At 68.9% G+C, this 18293-nt stretch carries 17 protein-coding genes; 10 read left to right on the plus strand and 7 right to left on the minus strand.

What is annotated here, in order from left to right; translation table 11 throughout:
• Positions 1 to 4 precede the first annotated feature (4 nt).
• The 4 genes from AORI_RS78970 (at position 5) to nicT (ending at position 5024) form a co-directional block, all read left to right on the plus strand.
• The gene (locus AORI_RS78970) at positions 5 to 1780 is read left to right on the plus strand and encodes a serine hydrolase domain-containing protein (RefSeq protein ID WP_016337849.1); all 1776 of its coding nucleotides are present in this window, start codon (positions 5 to 7) and stop codon (positions 1778 to 1780) included.
• 210 nt (positions 1781 to 1990) lie between these two features.
• Entirely contained in the window at positions 1991 to 2989 is a 999-nt protein-coding gene (locus tag AORI_RS78975; protein ID WP_225949385.1) for a MurR/RpiR family transcriptional regulator, read from the plus strand.
• A 17-nt stretch (positions 2990 to 3006) separates the two neighbouring features.
• A complete protein-coding gene (locus tag AORI_RS78980; protein WP_016337851.1) occupies positions 3007 to 3936 on the plus strand; it encodes an N-acetylmuramic acid 6-phosphate etherase in 930 nt (309 codons plus the stop codon).
• A complete protein-coding gene (gene nicT, locus AORI_RS78985; RefSeq protein ID WP_043848436.1) occupies positions 3933 to 5024 on the plus strand; it encodes a Nickel transporter NicT in 1092 nt (363 codons plus the stop codon). Before AORI_RS78980 ends, nicT begins: the two co-directional genes overlap by 4 nt.
• A 262-nt stretch (positions 5025 to 5286) precedes the next feature.
• On the opposite strand, the gene AORI_RS78990 is transcribed toward nicT, so the two are convergent.
• On the minus strand, positions 5287 to 6456 hold the full coding sequence (locus tag AORI_RS78990) for an MFS transporter (protein ID WP_016337853.1): 1170 nt from the start codon (positions 6454 to 6456) through the stop codon (positions 5287 to 5289).
• Positions 6457 to 6508: 52 nt separating this feature from the next.
• Between AORI_RS78990 and AORI_RS78995 the strand changes: the two genes are divergently transcribed.
• Entirely contained in the window at positions 6509 to 6814 is a 306-nt protein-coding gene (locus AORI_RS78995; RefSeq protein ID WP_016337854.1) for an ArsR/SmtB family transcription factor, read from the plus strand.
• On the opposite strand, the gene AORI_RS79000 is transcribed toward AORI_RS78995, so the two are convergent.
• Positions 6791 to 7645, minus strand: coding sequence for an extracellular catalytic domain type 1 short-chain-length polyhydroxyalkanoate depolymerase (locus AORI_RS79000; protein WP_043848437.1), 855 nt, complete (start codon positions 7643 to 7645; stop codon positions 6791 to 6793). The genes AORI_RS78995 and AORI_RS79000 overlap by 24 nt on opposite strands.
• Positions 7646 to 7763: 118 nt before the next feature.
• Between AORI_RS79000 and AORI_RS79005 the strand changes: the two genes are divergently transcribed.
• Both AORI_RS79005 and AORI_RS79010 read left to right on the plus strand, forming a co-directional pair.
• A complete protein-coding gene (locus AORI_RS79005; protein WP_016337856.1) occupies positions 7764 to 9035 on the plus strand; it encodes an alpha/beta hydrolase family protein in 1272 nt (423 codons plus the stop codon).
• Positions 9036 to 9039: 4 nt separating this feature from the next.
• On the plus strand, positions 9040 to 9624 hold the full coding sequence (locus AORI_RS79010) for a nitroreductase family protein (protein WP_016337857.1): 585 nt from the start codon (positions 9040 to 9042) through the stop codon (positions 9622 to 9624).
• Here AORI_RS79010 and AORI_RS79015 read toward each other — a convergent pair.
• From AORI_RS79015 to AORI_RS79035, 5 genes are all read right to left on the minus strand, one after another.
• Entirely contained in the window at positions 9602 to 11437 is a 1836-nt protein-coding gene (locus AORI_RS79015; protein WP_016337858.1) for a helix-turn-helix domain-containing protein, read from the minus strand. The genes AORI_RS79010 and AORI_RS79015 overlap by 23 nt on opposite strands.
• The gene (locus tag AORI_RS79020) at positions 11434 to 12750 is read right to left on the minus strand and encodes an MFS transporter (RefSeq protein ID WP_016337859.1); all 1317 of its coding nucleotides are present in this window, start codon (positions 12748 to 12750) and stop codon (positions 11434 to 11436) included. The genes AORI_RS79015 and AORI_RS79020 overlap by 4 nt, the downstream gene beginning before the upstream one ends.
• A gap of 26 nt (positions 12751 to 12776) precedes the next feature.
• Positions 12777 to 13535, minus strand: a complete 759-nt coding sequence (locus AORI_RS79025) for a 3-hydroxybutyrate dehydrogenase (protein ID WP_016337860.1) — start codon at positions 13533 to 13535, stop codon at positions 12777 to 12779.
• Positions 13536 to 13624: 89 nt separating this feature from the next.
• On the minus strand, positions 13625 to 14356 hold the full coding sequence (locus AORI_RS79030) for a Fic family protein (protein ID WP_043848438.1): 732 nt from the start codon (positions 14354 to 14356) through the stop codon (positions 13625 to 13627).
• On the minus strand, positions 14353 to 14850 hold the full coding sequence (locus tag AORI_RS79035; RefSeq protein ID WP_016337862.1) for a phosphoribosyltransferase: 498 nt from the start codon (positions 14848 to 14850) through the stop codon (positions 14353 to 14355). The genes AORI_RS79030 and AORI_RS79035 overlap by 4 nt, the downstream gene beginning before the upstream one ends.
• 115 nt (positions 14851 to 14965) lie before the next feature.
• Here AORI_RS79035 and AORI_RS79040 point away from each other — a divergent pair, with 115 nt between their 5' ends.
• The 3 genes from AORI_RS79040 to AORI_RS79050 all read left to right on the plus strand — a co-directional run bounded on the left by AORI_RS79040 (position 14966) and on the right by AORI_RS79050 (position 18268).
• The gene (locus tag AORI_RS79040; RefSeq protein ID WP_016337863.1) at positions 14966 to 15544 is read left to right on the plus strand and encodes a GNAT family N-acetyltransferase; all 579 of its coding nucleotides are present in this window, start codon (positions 14966 to 14968) and stop codon (positions 15542 to 15544) included.
• A 100-nt stretch (positions 15545 to 15644) separates the two neighbouring features.
• Positions 15645 to 17615, plus strand: a complete 1971-nt coding sequence (acs, locus tag AORI_RS79045) for an acetate--CoA ligase (protein ID WP_016337864.1) — start codon at positions 15645 to 15647, stop codon at positions 17613 to 17615.
• Between the two features lie 164 nt (positions 17616 to 17779).
• A complete protein-coding gene (locus AORI_RS79050; protein WP_016337865.1) occupies positions 17780 to 18268 on the plus strand; it encodes a DUF6319 family protein in 489 nt (162 codons plus the stop codon).
• Positions 18269 to 18293 lie beyond the last annotated feature (25 nt).

The following is an 18293-nucleotide window of genomic DNA, read 5'->3' on the forward strand; positions in this document are numbered from 1 at the left end:
GACCGTGCGTGTTAGGAAGATCCTGATCGCGGCCGTCTCCGTACTGGTCGCGGCGACCACGCTGTCGACGGCGGGAGCACAGGCGATTCCGGGGACCGGGCAACAGGGAGACGGCGCGGCGGGCCGGTTCGACAAGCCGCGCGGTGGCTTCGCGCCGGCGTCCACCGTGCTGCGCGACGGCGCGCCCTCCGACGTCGGCCTCGACCCGGAGCCGATCAAGGCGGCCGAGCGGTTCATCGAGAGCTGGACGAAGCCGGACGCCACCGGGCATCCGCACTTCTCCGGCGCGGTCGGCCTGCTCGCGCACGACGGCGTGATCGTCGAGCGCCAGGCCGTCGGCGGCGCGGTCCGCTACGCCGACGCCAAGGGCACGGAGCTGCCACCCGAACAGCAGGTGCCGATGCGCGCGGACACGATCTTCGACATGGCTTCGATCTCGAAGCTGTTCACCTCCATCGCGGTGATGCAGCTGGCCGAGGCGGGCAAGCTGGACATCTCGGCGCCGGTGGTGCGGTACCTGCCGGAGTTCGGGGTGAACGGCAAGGAGGCCGTCACCGTCCAGCAGCTGCTCACCCACGTCTCGGGTTTCGCCGCGACACCGCTCCCGTCGCTGTGGGAGGGCTATCCGGACATCCCCTCCCGCCGGAAGGCCGTCCTCGACAGCCCGTTGAAGAACGCGCCGGGCAGCACGTACCTCTACTCCGACATCAACCTGCTGACGCTCGGCTTCCTGGTCGAGAAGGTGGCCGGGGCTCCGCTGGACAAGGTGGTCCAGGACCGCATCGCCGTGCCGCTGGGCCTGGTGGACACCGGCTACAACCCGCCCGCGTCGAAACTCGCCAGGGTCGCGGCGACCGAGTACGCCGCGAAGCCGCCCCGGGGGCTCGTACGCGGCGAAGTGCACGACGAGAACGCTTGGTCGCTGGGCGGCGTCGCCGGGCACGCGGGTGTGTTCTCCACGGCCGCCGACATGGCGGTGCTCGCGCAGACGATCCTCAACGGCGGCGCGTACCGCGGCCAGCGGATCCTGCGCGAGGAGACGGTGCGGGCGATGCTGACGAACTACAACCACAAGTTCCCCGACAACGCGCACGGGCTCGGCTTCGAACTCGACCAGCCTTGGTACATGGGCGCGCTGTCGGCCCCCTCGACGGCCGGGCACACCGGCTTCACCGGGACCTCGCTGGTGATCGATCCGCTCTCGCGGTCGTTCGCGATCCTGCTCACCAACCGCGTGCACCCGACGCGGAGCTGGGGCTCGATCAACCTCGCGAGGGAGACGTGGGCGAGCTCGCTCGCGAAGGCGATGGCCGTCCGCCCCACGCGCGGCCGCGACGCGTGGTTCAGCGGCGCCGGCGACGTCTCCACGGCCACGCTCACGACTCCGCCGTTACAGACGCGCGGCGGGCCGCTGAAGGTCTCCTTCGACACCTTCGTGGACACCGAAGGACCGTCGGATTCGCTCTTCCTGGAAATAAGTACCGACGGCGGAGCAACCTGGAAATCGATTACCGTGCGTGCGTCCGGACCAGGTGCCCCCGCCGGGGAGCAGACCGGGCTCGGCGGGCACGGCCACCGCGCTTGGTGGCAGGCCGCCGCCGAGGTGTCACAAAGCTCACAAATCACCCTCCGGTGGCGTTACACGACGGATGCCCGTTACACCGGACGCGGAATTTCCTTGGATGGTGTGAAAGTCACTGAACGCGGCCACATACTGCTGGACAGTGAGCATAATCCCCCTACTTTCGTCGCTACCGGCTGGAAGTTGAGCACTAGGTAGCCAATCGGCTCCGATGTGCTGACCGGACCGCCCCGTTGACCGGGACACAGCCCCTTGCATCGCGACACTAAGTTGCCAAGTCGTTAGCTCGACCTCGTTAACGGCCTCGACCTGGTTAGCGACTTTCTGGTCAACGATTAATCGCAAATCGAATCCGCAGACACGGATAGGTTGCGATCTTCCCGAAGGGTGTGGGTAGCCTTGTCGCAGATGCCAACGGTTAGTAACTTTCCCACGGTGGGCGATACCGATTCCGTAATCGCGGCCGCACCGTCCGAGGCCGTGCCGGCGCAGCCGACACGGGACGCTGACGCGAGCCCGCTCGTCCGGATTCGCTCCCTCCTGCCCGGGCTCGCCCGGGCCGAGCAGCGTGTCGCGAAGGTCGTCCTCGACGACCCCGCGCAGGTCGCGCGGCGCAGCATCACCGAGGTCGCGCTCGCGGCGAACACCAGCGAAACCACCGTCACGCGGTTCTGCAAGGCGGTCGGCGTCGGCGGGTATCCGCAGCTCAGGATCGCCCTGGCGGCCGACACCGCCCGCTCCGAGGCGCGGTCGACCCGCAACCTCGGCGGCGAGATCGGTCCGGAGGACGACCTGGCCGCGGTGATCGGCAAGGTCAGCTTCGCGGACGCGCGCGCCGTGGAGGAGACAGCCGACCAGCTCGACGTCCCGTCGCTACAGCGCGTGATCGACATCGTGGCCGGCGCGGGCCGCGTGGACGTCTACGGCGTGGGCGCGAGCGCGTTCGTCGCTGCGGACCTGCAGCAGAAACTGCACCGCATCGGGCGCGTCAGCTTCGCCTGGTCGGACACGCACATCATGCTCACCTCGGCCGCCGTGCTGAGCCCCGGCGACGTCGCCATCGGCATCTCCCACACGGGCGCGACCACGGACACCGTCGAGGCGCTGCGCGTGGCCCGTGAGCACGGCGCGATCACCGTCGCCGTGACGAACTTCCCGCGTTCACCGATCACCGAGGTCGCCGACCACGTGCTGACCACGGCCGCGCGGGAGACGACGTTCCGCTCGGGTGCGACCGCCAGTCGCATCGCGCAGCTGACCGTCATCGACTGCCTGTTCATCGGTGTCGCGCAGCGGCACATGGACGCGTCGGTCAACGCGCTCGACGCGACCAGGGACGCGGTTGGCTCGCACCGTCTGGGCGTCCGGCCCGACGGCAGGCGGCGGCCGCGGGAAACCGGCAAATGAGCGAAAAAGTGAGGCGCATGATGACCGTCCCACGCCAGGTGGTGCACGTCGACTCGCCAACCGAACAGCGCAATCCACGGACGACCGACATCGACCTGATGTCGACCATGGGCATCCTCGGCGCGATCAACGCCGAGGACCGCCGGGTCCCCGAAGCCGTCGCCGCGGTGCTGCCGCAGGTGGCGCGGGCGGTCGACTTCGCCGTGGAGGCGCTGCGGTCGGGCCACCGCGTGCACTACTTCGGGGCCGGTACTTCCGGCAGGCTGGCGACGTTGGACGCGGCGGAGCTCGTGCCGACGTTCAACGTGCCCTCCGATTGGTTCATCGCGCATCACGCGGGCGGGGCGCGCGCTCTGCGCCAAGCCGTCGAAGACGCCGAGGACAACGCGAAGGCCGGAGCCGCCGAGGTGGCCGAGTCCGTCGCGTCCGGTGACTTCGTGCTCGGGCTGACGGCTTCCGGCCGGACGCCCTACGTCCTCGGCGCGCTGGCCGCGGCCAGCCGTCGCGGTGCCCGGACCGCGCTGGTCTCGGGCAATCCGGCAGCGGTGACGCCGCCGGGTGTCGACGTCCTCATCGCGGTGGACACCGGCCCCGAGGCGATCGCCGGATCGACGCGGATGAAGGCGGGCACGGCGCAGAAGATCATCCTCACGGCGTTCTCCACCGCGACGATGATCAAGCTCGGCCGTACGTATTCGAACCTGATGGTGAGCATGCGGGCGACCAACGCGAAGCTGCGCGGGCGGACCATCCGGATCCTGCGCGAGGCCACCGGCATGAGCATGGCGGACTGTTCCGACGCGCTCACCGAGGCCGACGGCGACCTCAAGGTCGCACTGGTCCATCTGCTGTCCGGCGAAGACGTCGCGAGTGCGGCGAAGGCGCTGACGGCCAGCGATGGCCACGTACGAAAGGCTCTCGACTCCCTCAGGGTGCGCGCGAGCTGAACACCGGCGGACAGACCCGTTCATCCCGACGCATCGCGCTCACGCGACGCGAACGGGTGTCCGTCGCCGGGATGGCCGGATTCATCCTGCTGCTCAACGTCATCGGCTGGGGGGTCCTGACGCTTTTCGTGGCGCCGCGCCAGTACGAGCTCGGCGCCACGGGCGTGTTCGGGGTCGGCCTCGGCGTCACGGCGTTCGTACTCGGGATGCGGCACGCGTTCGACGCGGATCACATCGCCGCGATCGACAACACCACCCGCAAGCTGATGGCCGACGGGCAACGGCCGCTTTCGGTCGGGTTCTGGTTCTCCCTCGGCCATTCGACGATCGTCTTCGTCCTGTGCCTGCTGCTGTCGCTCGGCGTCCGCGCGCTCGCCGGGGCCGTCGAGGACGACTCGTCGGCGCTGCACGAGGCGACCGGGCTGATCGGGACCTCCGTTTCGGCGGTGTTCCTGTACCTCATCGGGATCATGAACCTGGTGGTGCTCGTCGGCATCGTGAAGGTGTTCCGGCGTATGCGGCGGGGCGAATTCGACGAAGCGGCGCTGGAGCGGCAACTCGACAATCGCGGCTTCATGAACCGTCTGCTCCGCGGCGCCACCAAAGCGGTGCGCAAGCCTTGGCACATCTATCCGATCGGCGTGCTGTTCGGCCTCGGCTTCGACACCGCGACCGAGGTCAGCCTGCTGGTGCTCGCCGGCGGCGCAGCGGCGTTCTCGTTGCCCTGGTACGCGATCCTGGTGCTGCCGATCCTGTTCGCCGCGGGGATGACGCTGTTCGACACCGCCGATGGCTGCTTCATGAACTACGCGTACGGCTGGGCGCTCGCGAAGCCGGTGCGGAAGATCTACTACAACCTCATCGTGACGGCGCTTTCCGTCGCGGTCGCCTTGCTCATCGGGACGATCGAGGTCGTCTCGATCATCACCGAACGGCTCGGCATCACGACCGGACCGCTCGCGGCTATCGGGTCGCTGAGCCTGGACTACGTGGGCTACGCGGTTGTAGCGCTCTTCGTGCTTACGTGGCTCTTCGCGCTCCTCGTGTGGCGGTTTGCGCGTATCGAGGAGCGCTGGTCGGTCAAGTAAGGGCCCTGACCTGCGAAAAGGAAGCAAGGGACCTTTGCTACCACTTCCCGAAGTGTCCACAAAGGACAGTTTGGGTCGGTTGAGTGCCCGTTTTATTCCAGTATGCACCGTTTTCGCCGGGGGTCGTGAGTGACAAAGAGGGTTAGAACGATCTTTGCCACTCACGACCCCTCCGCGAAACGCCTAAAGCGAACAGGCGAGAACCCAGGCCGACGGGGGCTGTCCCAGCAGAGTGGTAGCAAAGGTCCCTTGCTCCCCTCGGTCACGCAGGCTCGGGCACCTTCGCCCGCGAAGGCACCGAAAGCGCGAAGCCCAGCAGAGCGACGAAGGCGGCAACGGGACCGATCCACCAGGCTCCGGCGGAAGACAGGACGACACCGCCCAGCGCGGCACCGAGGGCCCCGCCGCCGTAGATCGCGGAACCGTTGAGCCCCATGGCGACCGTCGGCGCGTCGGGCGCCAGCGAGAACAGCCGGTGCTGCTGCGGGACCATCAGCATGCCGCCGAAGACCCCCGAAGCCAGCGCGAGGACCAGCGAACCGGGCAGGCTCAGCACGGCGACGTCCAGCAGCGCGAACGTCACGACCGTGCCGATCAGCGAAATCGAGCGGACGCGCGAGGGCCCCAGCGAGTCCGTCGCCCGGCCCGCGAAGGCGTTGCCCGCGATCTGCCCGATCCCGAAACCGACGAGCAGCCACGAGATCGTCGCGCCCACCGCCACCGGAGCCACCAGCACCGGCAGGTACACGAAGGCCGCGAAGCCCGCGGCGGTGCCGAGGACGCTCACGCCGAGCACGCGCGCGATCGGCGGCCGCGCGACGACGGCGAGCCTGTCGCGCAACGACACCGTCGGCATCCGAACCCCGGGCAGCAGCGGCACGAGCAGCATCACGACCAGCGCCACCGCGCCGATCCCCCACATCACCGCGCGCCAGCCGAACCAGTTGCCCGCCACCACCCCGATCGGCACGCCGAGCACCATCGACACGCTCATCCCGTTCGAGACCGTGGCCAGCGCGCGGCCTCGGCGTTCGTCCGAGGACAGCGCGCCGGCCAGTACATAGGCGTTGGATTGGAACGCGGCGGCGCCGAGGGCGGCCAGCACCCGCGCGACGGCGACCACGGCGAAGGACTCGCCGAGCGCCTGACCGGCCATGCCGATCGTGAACAGCACCATCCCCACGCCGAGCACCCAGCGCCGGTCGAGCCGTCCGGTGAAAGCCGCGATCAGCGGCGAAGAGATCGCGTAGGTCACCGCGAAGACCGTGGTCAGCTGGCCCGCGACGGCCTCGGAAACCCGCAGGTCGGCGGCGATGGCGGGCAGCAGCCCGTTCAGGACGAATCCGTCGGTGCCGACGGTGAACGTCCCGACGGCGAGTACCAGCAGAGCCCCCAGAGCGAGCCGATCATTTGATGATCGTCGAATCGTCATGGGAGGTATAGTGACGGGACTGTTCGATGACTGTCAAATAGTTTGGAGTGCCGTGAGCAGCACGCTGCCGCAGCCGTCGATCGACGAGATCGAGATCGTGCCGGTGCTTCAGGCGCTCGCGGATCCCGTGCGCCTGGAGCTGATCCGCGCCCTGCGAAGCAACCCTTCGCCGCGAAGCTGCGCCGTCACCGAGTACGACGTCGAGATCAGCGCGCCGACGCTTTCCCACCACTGGAAGGTGTTGCGCGAGGCCGGCCTCACGACGACGTTCGTCGAGGGCCGGACCCGCTGGGTCGAGCTACGAACCGAAGACGTCCACGCCCGCTTCCCCGGGCTACTGGACGCCGTCCTCGCCTAACCGCCACTTCGCCGCGAGTTCCGCCGCGGCACACACACCGACATCGAGCAGATACGGCCCCGCCTGCCCGCAACCGGACCCCGGCGCGATCGGCTGACCGTGCCCCATCCCGGTGATGGCGTGCGTGTCGACGGCCGCGCCGGCATCGGTCCACTGCTCGGAAAGCTCACGCATGTTCATCGGGGCGACGGTGTAGTCCGCGGTCCCGTGCCAGACGCTGACCGGCGAACGCGGCCCCGTCCCCGCGGCACGCACCTTGTCGCCCCATTGCTTCGGGGTCAGATCCTTGCCGGGGTTCATGCAGGAGTACGCGTCGATCATCGAGGCCGCGCAGCCGTAGGGCAGCCCCGCGACGACACCGCCGCCCGCGAACAGTTCCGGATACGCCGCCAGCATCACCGAAGTCATCGCACCACCGGCCGACAAGCCGGTCACGTACGTCCGGCTTCCGGCCGAATACCGCGCCATCTGCGCGATCGATTCGGCTTCTCCGGCCCCTCGTCTGATGTCCGTGGCCTGGAACCAGTTGAAGCATTTGCTGAAGTTGTTCGCCGAAACCTGTTGCGGCAGAACGAGCTTGAACCGCAGCCGGTCCGCGAGCCCGACCCAGCCGGAGCCACGCGCGTATCCGGCGGCGTCCTGCGTGCAGCCGTGCAGCACGACCACCGCCGGACGTCCGGACGGCAGCCCGTCGGGAACGTATTCGAACATCTGCAGAGCACCGGGATTGCTCCCGAACCCGGTCACCGGACGGATCGTCGCCGCCTGTGCCGGAGTCGCGAAGAGAAGGGTCAATGCCGAAACCACCGCGCCGATGAGGAGTTTTCGCATCACCCGAGGCTAAAACCGGCGCCCGCGGGTTTCCACGTGGAAGACCACCACAGCGACGGCCCGTTTTGTGTGGCCGCGCCGGGTACCGATCCGCGAAACGCCCGCTTATCGTCGGCCGATGCGGCTCTTCCTGGTCCTCGCGATGATGCTGGCCCTGGCCACCCCCGCCCACGCGACGAGCGGTTGCGGGAACGTGCGCGTTCCCGGCGCCGCGGCCCAACGACTGTCCTGTTTGGACGATCTGACCACCACCGGCACCCTGGCCACCGGGCACACCGTCCAGTCCGACTGGGCCGGGCTCACCTCCGCCGGTTTCCCCGCGCCCAAGGGTGTTCCCGGTATCCAGGTCGACGGCTACTTCCCGGATTCGTCGACGTCCAATACGACGCACGGCTGGAACCACGACGCGCAGTTCGTGCTCCGGCTGCCGGATCGCTGGAACGGCGGCCTCGTGGTGTCGGGGTCGCCCGGCGTGCGACGGCAGTACGCGAACGACCGCGCGATCGGCGACCAGGTCCTCGCCGCCGGTTACGCGTTCGCCGCCACCGACAAGGGCAACACCGGCGCCGACTTCCACACCGATGGACGTCGCCCCGGCGACGCGATCGCCGAGTGGAACTCGCGGGTCACGCAGCTGACCGTCGCCGCGAAGGCGGCCGTCGCACACCGCTACGGACGCCTGCCGAGCCGCACCCTCGCGGCCGGCATGTCGAACGGCGGCTACCTTGTCCGCTGGCAGCTCGAGAACCGGCCGTGGCTCTACGACGGCGGAATCGACTGGGAGGGCACGCTTTGGCACGAGGACGGCCCAAACCTGTTCACCTTCCTGCCGCCCGCGATCAAGGCTTATCCCGCTTACGCCACCGGTTCCTCACAGGCCCACCAGGAAATCCTCGACGCCGGATTCGCGCCGGGTTCCGAATTCCTCTGGAAGTACCACAACGACGTCTACTGGGGCTTGACCCAGCGGATCTATCAGGCCGAATTCGACCCGTCGTTCGCCGGGACCGACTACGACTACGCCGCCCGCCCTCGGCCGGTGCACCGCGCGGTCGAACGGATCTCGCTGACCGGCCGGATCGGCAAACCGCTGATCACCCTGCACGGCACCCTCGACACGCTCCTGCCGATCACCCGCGATTCCGATGTCTACCAGCGGATGCTCACCGACCAGGGCCGCGCCGGTCTGCAGCGCTACTACCGGATCGTCGACGGCAACCACGTCGACGGACTGTACGACGCGTACCCGGACAAGCTGCGCCCGATCGGCCCGTGTTTCCGCACGGCTTTCAGCGCTCTCGAAGGCTGGCTCGACGGCGTCCGCCCGCCCGCTTCAGCGACGATCCCGCGCGCGAGCGGCGACCTGGCGAGCGCTTGCGCACTAAGCTGATCGTATGGAATTCCAGGACGTCGTACGACGCCGTCGCATGGTCCGGAAGTTCACCGACGAGCCCGTCGCTGAGGCGAGCCTTCAGCGCGTCCTGCGCAACGCGCTGAAGGGTCCCTCGGCCGGATTCTCACAGGGACAAGGATTTCTCGTCCTCACCGGCGAAGAACTCGCGAAATTCTGGGAGTTCGGGGCGAGCTGGGCGCCGGAAACCGTGACCACGGCCCCGGTCGCGATCGTCCCGCTTTCGGTCAAGAACGCGTACCTCGACCGCTACGCCAAGCCGGACAAGGGTGTCGCCGATCGGGACGATTCGTGGTGGCGCGTGCCGTACTGGGACGTCGACACCGGGATGGCGACGTTGCTCATCCTGCAGACGGCCGTCGACGAAGGTCTCGGCGCGGTCTTCTTCGGGCTGGCACCGGAAAGCGTGGAGCGGCTTCACAGCGAGTTCGGCGTGCCGGAGGATCACGACCCGATCGGTGTCGTGGCGCTCGGACACGGCGCCGAATCCGGTCCGTCGCCCGGCTCGTCGGCGACCACGATCGCCCGGCGCGAGTTCGACGACGTCATCCGTTTCGGTCACTGGTGAGGCGATGCAGCCTGAGCGCGAGCTGGAGTTCCAGCGCGCGCTCGGGCGCCTGCCATTGCTCGCCCAGCAGCGACGCGATGCGGTCCAGCCGCTGGACGACGGTGTTGACGTGCACGTGGAGCAGGTCCTTCGCCCGCGTCAAGTTGCCGCCACAGGCGAAATACGCGCGGAGCGTGCCGATCAGGTCCGTGCCGCGGCGTTCGTCGTAGTCGAGCACCGGGCCGATCGTGGCCGTCACGTACGCACCGAGGTCGGCGTGCTCGCCGAGGAGCAGCCCGACGAAGCCGAGGTCGGCCATGCTCGCGCCTTCCCCCGCCCGGCCCAGCGCCAGCAGTGACGCGACACATCGCGCGGCTTCGGCGTGCGCCACAGCCAGCGCCTTCGGTGAGCCGGCCGGCCCCGCCGCACCCACCGTCACCGGGCATTCCATTGTGGACGTCAGCTCGGCGGCGACGGTTCGCGCCAGCGCGCCGGGATCCGCGCCACGGACCAGAAGCACCACCTCGTCGGCGTGGACCCCGACCAGGTCCGCGTGCCGCGAAGCCGCCGCGGCCAGCCGTCGCCGGGAGACGTCGTCGGAATGCGCGATCAGCACCGCGTGCGATGTCGACAAGTCGACTCCAAGGCGCCGACCGCGGGCCAGCAGCGCGGCCGGATTACGGCCGGGCGCGGTGAGCAGGTCCGACAACAGCTCGCCGCGCACCTCATCCTCGGCGCGCGCGACGGACCGCCGTTGCATCAGCAGCACGGCGGTGACCACGCCCGCCCGCTCGAACAGCCGCCGGTCGGCCTCGCCGAGCGAACGTCCACCGCCCAGCACCAAGCTGCCCAGGAACTCCTGTCCCGCCTGGACCGCGCACAGCCAACCGTCCTCAGTGGACACCGCGCGCCCGCTCGTCCTGGACGCGGAAACCGCGGTACGCGAAAGACGCAGGTCGCCGTCGGTCCTGGCGAGGACCGCGCCGTCCGCGTCGTAGACCGCGATGGCGCCGCCGAGCACGTCCGCGACCGCGGCGGCGACCTCGGCCAGATCACCGCCGCGCAACACGAGATCCATCAGCCGGTCGTGCGCGTCCTCGGCGCGGCGCATCGCGTCGTTGTGCGCGCTGATCGTCGCGTTCGCGGCGTTCAGCTCGGCGACCGCGCGGCGCGTCTCGTCGAGCAGATGGGCGTTGTCCAGCGCGATCGCCGCATGGTCGGCCAGCGACGACAGCAGCGCGACCTCGTCGGGCGAGAACTCCCGCGTGGTCCGGTCCGAGGCGAACAGGACCCCGATGACCTTGCTGCCGATCGCCAGTGGCACGCCGAGGATCGCGGTCAGTCCCTCGTCGAGCACCCCGGTGTCGATCGACGAGGTGTGGCGGAACCGCTTGTCGTTGAAGTAATCCGCCGTCGCGTACGGCCGCGCGGTCTGCGCGACCAGGCCGCCGAGCCCCTCGCCCATGCCGAGCACGATGTCCTGGAACAGCGCGGAAACCGACCCGTCGGTGACGCGGACGTAGGTCTTGCCCTCGGTCTCGTCGTTGAGGCTGAGATACGAGACGTCCACGCCGAGCAGCGCCCGCGCCCGCCGCACGATCGACCGGAGGACGGCGTCCGGATCGTCCAGCCGTGCGAGGTCGCTGGCCGTGTCGAACAACGCGGCCAGCTCCGCCTCACGCCGCCGGTGCTCGGCGACGGTGTCCCGGATCCGCAGCGCCAGCTCGGTGGCCTTCGGGTCGACAGGGACGTGCGCCAGCTGCTCGCTGCCCGCGCCGGAGGCGAGCAGTTCGAGCAGCCGGCGCAATTCCGCGGCTCCGTCCACAGCGGTCATGCTGACACGTGACCGCGCTCCGTGAGAACTTCGGAGTGCAGGGATTCACCCTTGGTCTCGCGGGCGGCGAGCAGGGCGATCACGGTCAGCGCGCACATCGAGACCACGTAAAGCGACACCGGGACCGTGCTGCCGAACTCCTTGAACAGCGCCACCGCGATGAGCGGCGCCACCGCGCCCGCCGCGATCGAGGACAACTGCCCGCCGACCGAAAGCCCGGTGTAGCGCACCCGCGTCGGGAACTGTTCGGAGAAGAACGCGGCCTGCGGGCCGTACATCGCGCCGTGCAGCACCAGACCGATGGTCGCCGCGAGGATGATGACGCCGGAGTTCTTCGTGTCGAGCATCGCGAAGAACACGAAGCTCCACACCGCCATGCCGATCGCGCCGAACAGGTAGACCGGGCGGCGGCCGACCCGGTCGGAAAGCTTGCCCCACAAAGGAATCGTCACGAAGTGCACCGCCGAACCGATGAGCACCGCGTTGAGACCGGCGGATTTCGGCAGGCTCAGCCCGGTGGTCACGTAGACGAGGATGAACGCCGTGATCACGTAGTACGAGACGTTCTCCGCCATCCGGGAGCCGATCGTGATCAGCACCGCGCGCCAGCTCTTGCGGAACACCTCGACGACCGGCGCGTGCGTGGTCGTGTCGTTCTTCTGCGCCGCGAGGAACACCGGCGACTCGCTGACCGCGAGCCGGATCCACAGCCCGATCACCACAAGGACACCGGACAGCAGGAACGGGATCCGCCAGCCCCAGCTGAGGAACGCTTCGTCGGACTGGGTGGCGGCGAGGATCGCCAAGACCGCCGTCGCGAGCAGGTTGCCGCCGGGAGCACCGCATTGCGGCCACGACGCCCAGAACCCGCGGCGCTTGTCGTCACCGTGTTCGGAGACGATCAGCACCGCGCCGCCCCATTCGCCGCCGAGCGCGAAACCCTGCACGAGCCGCAGCAGCGTCAGCAGGATCGGCGCCACCACGCCGACGGTCGCGTACGTCGGGAGGATGCCCATCGCGCAGGTCGACCCGCCCATCAGCAGCAGGCTCAGCACCAGCAGCTTCTTGCGGCCGACGCGGTCACCGAAATGCCCGAACACCAGCCCGCCGATCGGCCGCGCGAGGAAGCCGACGGCGTAGGTGAGGAACGCCAGCAGCGTGCCGGTGAGCGGATCGTTGGTGGGGAAGAACAATTTGCCGAACACCAGCGCCGCGGCGGAGGTGTAGAGGAAGAAGTCGTACCACTCGATCGTCGTGCCGATCAGGCTGGCACTGACGACCTTCGCGATCGAGCCGCGGTTCTGGGTGGTCACCGGGGAGATCCTTTCGGGAGAGGGGTTCACGCGGCGGTCCAGCCGCCGTCGAGGGGGATCGAGGTGCCGGTGACATGGGCGGCGTGGTCGCCGGACAGCCAGAGCACGCACGCGGCGACGTCGGCGGGTTCGATGAGCCGCTTGATCGCGGACCGGCGCAGGAGGACCTGCTCGATGACGGCGTCGCGTTCGAGGCCGTGTTCTTCGGCCTGCGCCTGGAGCTGGCCGGTGACCAGCGGCGTCCGGACGTAGCCCGGGTTGACACAGTTGCTGGTCACGCCGTGTTCCGCGCCTTCCAGCGCGGTGACCTTGGAGAGGCCTTCGAGCGCGTGTTTCGCGGTGACGTACGCGGATTTGAACGGGCTCGCGCGGAGGCCGTGGACGCTCGACATGTTGACCACGCGCCCCCAGCCACGTTCGTACATGCTCGGCAGCACGCGGCGGATGAGCAGGAACGGCGCGGTGACCATCAGCGACTGGACGCGGGTGAACGTCTCCGGCGGGAACTCGTGGATCGGCGCGATGTGCTGGAAACCGGCGTTGTTGACGAGGATGTCGATCTCGGTGGGGAGGGTCTCGACGGCCCGGGCGTCGGTGAGGTCGACGACGTGCGCGATGCCGTCGACGCCGGCCGCCGCCTTCTCGACGGCGTCGTCGATGTCGACGAGGTGGACCTTGGCCCCGGCCTCGGCGAGCGCTTCGGCGCAGGCCAGGCCGATCCCGCCCGCCGCGCCCGTGACCAGCGCGGACTTACCCGCCAGATCGCTGTGATACGCACCACTCATGCCGGACGACGTTAGGTCTACCGGCCCGCTTAGGCCATGTGGTCACGCACCACACCTGGGCAAGATCCCATGTGGGATCTCGCCAGAGGTCAGCCGGCGGCGTCGGAGATGGACTTCGCCTCGCGAGCGCCCGCCTCGAACGCTTCGCACGAGAAGAGCAGCCAAGCGCGGACGCCGTCGGGAGTCCCGCTGGAGAAGCCCGAAGCGGCTTCGAGGTACTTCGGCACTCGCCGGAAGTACGCGACCTCCGGCACCGTCAGCGCCTTCGGGTCCAGCCCGGTCGCCACCGCCGAGAGCCGCGCCGCCGCCCGCGCGACGACCCCGTCCGCGGAGCCGAAAGGCTTGAGCGCCAACAGTTCCCCGTGCACGACGGCGGTCAGCACCGGTCCCGGCACCGATGTCGCGCCGGTGACCAGTTGCGCCAGCATCTCCAGCCGCGGCCCGACGTCACCGGACGACCGTGGCCGCCCCAGCGCGTCGAGATCCGTCACCAGATCCGACGCGGCGAGAACGTGCAGGCGCGCCAACGCCTGCAGCGGTGCCCGCCGCCAGGTCGGAAGCAGTCCTTCGAGCGCTTCCGCGACCCGCAACGCGCCCGCCAGCACCGGATCGGTCACCTCACCGGATTCCGGCAGTTCGGGCGCGGCGCCTTCGATGCCCGCCGACGCCCGCGCCGACCGCACGGACGCCTCGGCGGCCGTCGCCGCGCCGCCGCGCAGGTTGGCGGGCAGGCGGTGGACGGCGAACACCGCGTCCTGCGCCGACTTCGCGGCCGCCGGGACCCCTTCGAGATCCAGCAGCGGCTTCAGCGGATCCATCACGCGTCCAGCACCTGGCCCTCGCGCCGCACCACCGGAGCCTGCACCGACCACGGGAAGTTGATCCACCGGTCCGTGTGCTTCCAGACGTACTCGCATTTGACCTCGGAGCGCGGCTTCTCGTAGACCACCGCGCAGCGCACCTCGGCGACGTGGTCGGCACAGAAGTCGCGGACCAGCTTCAGCGTCGCACCGGTGTCCGCGACGTCGTCGGCGACGAGCACCTTCTTCTTCGTCAGGTCGACGACATTCGGCACCGGCGGCAGCATCACCGGCAGGTCGAGACGCTGATCGACACCGGTGTAGAACTCGACGTTCATCACGTGCAGGTTCTTGACGTCCAGCGCGTAGCCGAGGGCGCCGGCGACGAACAGCCCGCCGCGCGCGATCGACAGGATCAGGTCCGGCTCGAAGCCGTCGTCGGCGACGGCCTGTGCCAGATCCCTGCTGGCCGTCCCGAACAACTCCCAGGTGAGCTCTTCCCGCTCTTCGGCCATGGTGCCTCGCCTTCGTCGATCGTTCCCGCGAGCATAGGCAACGCCGCAGTGGCCTTCTCGAATGCTTCGAAACTGGCTATCCAGTAAGGCCATTACCGGTCGTACCGTCAAGATCGTGACCGACTGGAACGACCACGCGACCTTGACCGGTGAACGCGTCCGCCTCGAACCCCTCACCCGCGACCACGCCAAGGGCCTCTTCGCGGCGGGCTCCGACCCGGCGATCTGGACCTGGCTCAGCCTCCGGCAACCGACGGATCTCGCCGCCGCCGAAGCGATGGTCGAAGACATCCTCGCCGACACCGACCGCCGCGCCTGGGCGCAGATCGACGCGCGCACCGGCGACGTCGCGGGCACGACGTCGTTCTACGCGATGAGCGCGCGCCACAAGATCGTTTCCGTCGGCTACACCTGGATCGGTTCCGAATGGCAGCGGACCGGGCTCAACCGCGAGTCGAAACTCCTGTTGCTGCGCCACGCTTTCGACGACCTCGGCGCGAACCGCGTCTCGTGGGAGACCGACATCCGCAACCTCAAGTCGCAGAAGGCGATCGAACGTCTCGGCGCACAACGGGAAGGGGTGCTGCGCGCGCATCGCGTCCGGCCGGACGGGACCATCCGCGACACCGTCGTCTACTCGCTGACCGGACCAGAATGGCCGGCGGTCCGTACCGCTTTGTCCTCAAGCGTGTGAATGCCGCGCGCAACCACGATGCAACCTTTTACTTCGCGTCGTAACGTCGATAGCGTGCCAACGGGCGTGAAGACACGCGAATCACAGGAGGCATCGCACCATGACCGAGCAGTCGCCGGCGCTGGACAATTTGCTCACGGAGAGCAGGACCTTCCCCCCGAGTGAGGCTTTCAGCGCGCAAGCGAATGCCACCGCCGACTTCTACGCCGAAGCCGACGCCGACCGGGAAGCGTTCTGGGCCAAGCAGGCCGAGCGCCTGCACTGGGAAACGAAGTGGTCGCAGGTACTGGACTGGACCAATGCGCCGGTCGCGAAGTGGTTCGTGGGCGGGAAGCTGAACGTCGCGTACAACTGCGTGGACCGCCACGTCGATTCCGGGCACGGCGACCAGGTCGCCATCCACTGGGTCGGCGAGCCCGGCGACAGCCGTGACATCACCTACGCGCAGTTGAAGGACGACGTTTCCCGCGCGGCGAACGCCCTCGAATCCCTCGGCCTCGAGGCGGGCGACCGCGTCGCCATCCAGATGCCGATGGTGCCCGAAGCGATCGTCGCGATGCTCGCGTGTGCCCGCATCGGTGTCCTGCACAGTGTCGTCTTCGGTGGTTTTTCCCCGACAGCACTGCGTTCCCGGGTGGACGACCAGGCGGCGCGGATCGTCATCACCACCGACGGCCAGTACCGCCGCGGCAAGGCCGCCCCGATGAAGGTCAATGTCGACGAAGCGCTCGAAGGCGCCGAATCGGTCGAGAAGGTCATCGTCGTCCGCCGCACCGGCGAAGAGGTGCCGATCACCGAAGGCCGCGACATCTGGTGGCACGAACTGGTCGACGGCCAGTCCGCGGAGCACACGCCGCAGGCGTTCGACTCCGAGCACCCGCTCTTCATCCTCTACACCTCCGGCACCACCGGGAAGCCGAAGGGCATCCTGCACACCTCCGGCGGCTACCTGACCCAGGCCGCGTACACACACCACAACGTCTTCGACCACAAGGCGGGCGAAGACGTCTACTGGTGCACCGCCGACATCGGCTGGATCACCGGGCACACGTACATCGTGTACGGGCCGCTGGCGAACCGGACGACGCAGGTCGTCTACGAAGGCACCCCGAACACGCCGCACGAGGGCAGGCACTGGGAGATCGTGCAGCAGCACAAGGTCTCCATCTACTACACCGCGCCCACGCTGATCCGTACGTTCATGAAGTGGGGCAACGAGATCCCGCAGAAGTACGACCTCTCGTCGCTGCGCGTGCTGGGCAGCGTCGGCGAGCCGATCAACCCCGAGGCGTGGATCTGGTACCGCGAGAACATCGGCGCGAACTCGGCGCCGATCGTGGACACCTGGTGGCAGACCGAGACCGGCGGGATCATGATCTCGCCGCTGCCGGGCGTCACCGCCACGAAGCCTGGCTCCGCGCAGAAGGCGCTGCCGGGCATCTCGGCGAAGGTCGTCGACGACCAGGGCGTCGAGGTCGGCAAGGGCGGCGGCGGATACCTGGTGCTCGACAAGCCGTGGCCGGGCATGCTGCGCGGCATCTGGGGCGACGAGCAGCGTTTCCGCGAGACCTACTGGTCCCGCTTCGCCGACCAGGGCTTCTACTTCGCCGGAGACGGCGCGAAGTACGACGCCGACGGCGACGTCTGGCTGCTGGGCCGGGTCGACGACGTGATGAACGTGTCCGGGCACCGCATCTCGACCACCGAGGTCGAGTCGGCACTGGTCTCGCACCCGACGGTCGCCGAGGCCGCCGTCGTCGGCGCGACCGACCCGACCACCGGGCAGGGCATCGTCGCGTTCGTCATCCTGCGCGGCAACGCGGTCGACGGCGGCGACGAGGCCGTGCAGGAGCTGCGCAACCACGTCGCCAAGGAGATCGGCCCGATCGCGAAGCCGCGGCAGATCCTGGTCGTGCAGGAGCTGCCGAAGACGCGGTCCGGCAAGATCATGCGCCGCCTGCTGCGCGACGTCGCGGAGAACCGCCAGGTCGGTGACGTGACGACGCTGGCCGACTCGTCGGTGATGGACCTGATCTCTTCGGGCCTGAAGTCCGGCAAGTCCGAGGAGTAGCCGTCCCAAACGTCATGAAAGGGTCGTTCAGGACACTTTTTGTCCTGAACGACCCTTTCATGACATCCGGCACGCTTACCACACCCCGCCGGGCGCGAGTCGAACGCCTGTTCTAGGATGTGCCGGGTACCACCCCATACCCGGGCAAGGAGACGACACCGACGATGACCGTGGATGCCTTGACACGCACTGACGCCGTGTCCGAAGAAGCGGCTACCGAAGCGCCCGTCGACTCGACGCCGCAGGCGGAGACGGCCGAAGCTCCGGCCGAGGCGAAGACCGAAGCACCGGAAAGCCCGGCGGAGACCCCCGCCGAAGAAGCGGCGGCGGAGTCCCCCAAGCCCAAGCGCGGCCGTCCGAAGGTCGCAACGACGGCGAAGAAGACCCGCACCGTCGAGCTGACCCTCACGGTCACCGGCACCGCCGACGGCGAGTGGCAGGCCGAGCTGAAGAACGGCGCCAAGTGGGTCACGAAGGGCCTGGAGATCCCGGCCGCCGCCGTGTCCCGCGCCGCCAAGGAGCTGCACGCGGACCTGTCGGGCCCCATCGACGAGGTCATCAACGCCGCCCGCGAGCTGCAGGCCGCGAAGGTGGCCCAGCTCGAAGCCGAGCTGGAGAAGGCGAAGCTGGCGCTGGCCGAGCTGGACGCCTGAGACTTTCCTCCCGACCGGGGCGGAC

This window comes from Amycolatopsis keratiniphila (assembly GCF_000400635.2).
GTDB classification, from domain to species: domain Bacteria; phylum Actinomycetota; class Actinomycetes; order Mycobacteriales; family Pseudonocardiaceae; genus Amycolatopsis; species Amycolatopsis keratiniphila.